Origin of the sequence: Kitasatospora sp. NPDC047058, assembly GCF_040643935.1 — a bacterium.
Lineage (GTDB): Bacteria > Actinomycetota > Actinomycetes > Streptomycetales > Streptomycetaceae > Kitasatospora.
The window spans coordinates 1-1,790 of sequence record NZ_JBEYVJ010000785.1 but is presented as its reverse complement, the minus strand read 5'-3'; the positions used below and the strand labels follow the sequence as shown (position 1 = coordinate 1,790).

Annotated in this window: 3 protein-coding genes; 2 read left to right on the top strand and 1 reads right to left on the bottom strand. The window is 74.4% G+C overall.

What is annotated here, in order from left to right:
* Positions 1-165: 165 nt before the first annotated feature.
* Together ABZ885_RS40480 and ABZ885_RS40475 are read left to right on the top strand one after the other, a co-directional pair.
* Positions 166-951, top strand: a complete 786-nt coding sequence (locus ABZ885_RS40480; protein ID WP_360200111.1) for a DUF4239 domain-containing protein — start codon at positions 166-168, stop codon at positions 949-951.
* Positions 952-1,005: 54 nt separating this feature from the next.
* Positions 1,006-1,443 (top strand): PPOX class F420-dependent oxidoreductase, encoded by a 438-nt coding sequence (locus tag ABZ885_RS40475; protein WP_360200109.1) that lies wholly within the window; start codon positions 1,006-1,008, stop codon positions 1,441-1,443.
* On the opposite strand, the gene ABZ885_RS40470 is transcribed toward ABZ885_RS40475, so the two are convergent.
* The coding region (locus ABZ885_RS40470) for an alpha/beta fold hydrolase (protein ID WP_360200107.1) at positions 1,427-1,790 on the bottom strand (364 nt) is incomplete at its 5' end. The genes ABZ885_RS40475 and ABZ885_RS40470 overlap by 17 nt on opposite strands.

The following is a 1,790-nucleotide window of genomic DNA, read 5'->3' as shown; positions in this document are numbered from 1 at the left end:
CGCTCGGCGGTGCCACGGCACTGCGCGGTGCGACGGCGGTGGGCGGGCGCGGCCGGCGGCGGTCCGCGGCCCGGACCGTCCGCGCGCTGGTGCACTCGGCCCGGCGACGCTCCCGGCCCCGGACCGGACCGCCCCGGTGACCGGCCGAGGACGAGGGAAGGCCCCGTGGAGCTCTGGCTGCTGAACCGCTTCTCGACCGTGGCGCTGACCCTGCTCGTGGTCGGCGGGTTCGTCGCACTGGCCGTCCTCGGCAGCCTGCTCGCCTATCGCCGGCACCCGGCCCTCGCCACCGGCGAGCACAACGAGATGGTGGGCGTGGTGCTCGGCATGTTCGGCGCGATCTACGGCATCATCCTGGCCTTCGTCATCGTCAACCTCTGGACCCAGCTGGAGGGCACCATGTCGGTGGTCGCCACCGAGGCGACCTCGGCCTCCCAGATCGTCCGTGACGCCCGCGCCTTCCCGCCCGAGCACCAGGCAGCGGTGGATGCCGCGGTGAAGGGCTACGTCCATTCCGTCGTCGAGGTGCAGTGGCCGCTGATGCGCGAGGGCCGCGGCGACTTCTCCCGCACGGCCGAGCACGTGGAGGCCATGTACGCGGCCCTGCGCGGGTTCGAGCCGCAGTCCCAGAGCGAGCAGGTGTTCTACCAGGAGGCGGTGGACAGCCTCAACGACGTGGTCGCCCAGCGCCGGTCCCGGATCGCGGACAGCAAGCTGTCGCTGCCCCCGCTGCTCTGGCTGCTGGTGATCGGCGGGGCACTGGTGATCCTGCCGCTGACCTTCATCTACGGCATCCGCAACCGGCGGATCCGGCTGCTGTTCGTCGGCTCGGTGGCCGGGCTGATCGGGTTCAGCCTGCTGCTGGTGCTGGTCCTGGACCGCCCGTTCGCCGGTGACCTGTGCGTCAGCCCGCAGCCGTTCAAGCAGAGCGAGCTGGCCAGGTTCTGGTGACCCCGGTACGCGGGCGGACGGGCTCCGTCCCGGGAACGGCCTAGACTTCGCGCCATGAACGCCGAGACCCCCGACCGCGCCGACGGCCCCGACCCCGCGCAGCAGGAGCTGCTGGAGCGCCTGGTCCGACTCTCCTCCGGCAGCTACCTGCTGGTGACCACGTACAAGAAGGACGGCACCGCCGTGCCCACCCCGGTCTGGGTGGTCCGCGACGGCGACGCGCTGGGCGTCTGGACCGTCGCGGACTCCTGGAAGGTCAAGCGGATCCGCAACCGCGCCGACGTCCTGGTCGGCCCCTGCGACGTCAAGGGCCGCCCGACCGGCGAGTCGTACCCGGCCACCGCCGAGCTGCTCGGACCGGAGCGGACGGCCTCCTACCGGACGCTGCTGCGGCAGAAGTACGGCCTGCTCGGCGTGCTCACCCTGCTCGGCAGCCGGGTGCGCCGCGGCGAGCGCGGCACCGTCGGCATCCGGATCACACTGGCCGGCTGACCGCCCCGCCCGCTCCCTCCGCCCCGGCCGCTCCCGCTCCCCGGGCCGGCTGGTCCTCCGCGGCACAGGTGTCCAGGATCACCCGGGCCACCAGCTCCGGATCGTCGCTCATCGGCACGTGCCCGCAGCCGTCCAGCCGGACCAGCCGGGCGCCGGGCAGTTCGTGCAGGGCGCGGACGCCCTGACGGCGCAGCAGGATGCGGTCCCGGGTGCCCCAGGCGACGGTGACCGGGAGGGCGGCGAGGTCCCCGGTGAAGCGCAGGCCGCGGCCGGCCGCCAGGGTGGGCCCGAAGCCGGTCGCGCCGCGCAGCGCCGCGGTCTCGGCGGCCGCCGCTGCGGCGTCCCGG

Bases quoted from the DNA above. Each gene is read 5' to 3' on its own strand.
- ABZ885_RS40475 (WP_360200109.1), top strand. From the start codon at position 1,006: ATGAACGCCGAGACCCCCGACCGCGCCGACGGCCCCGACCCCGCGCAG.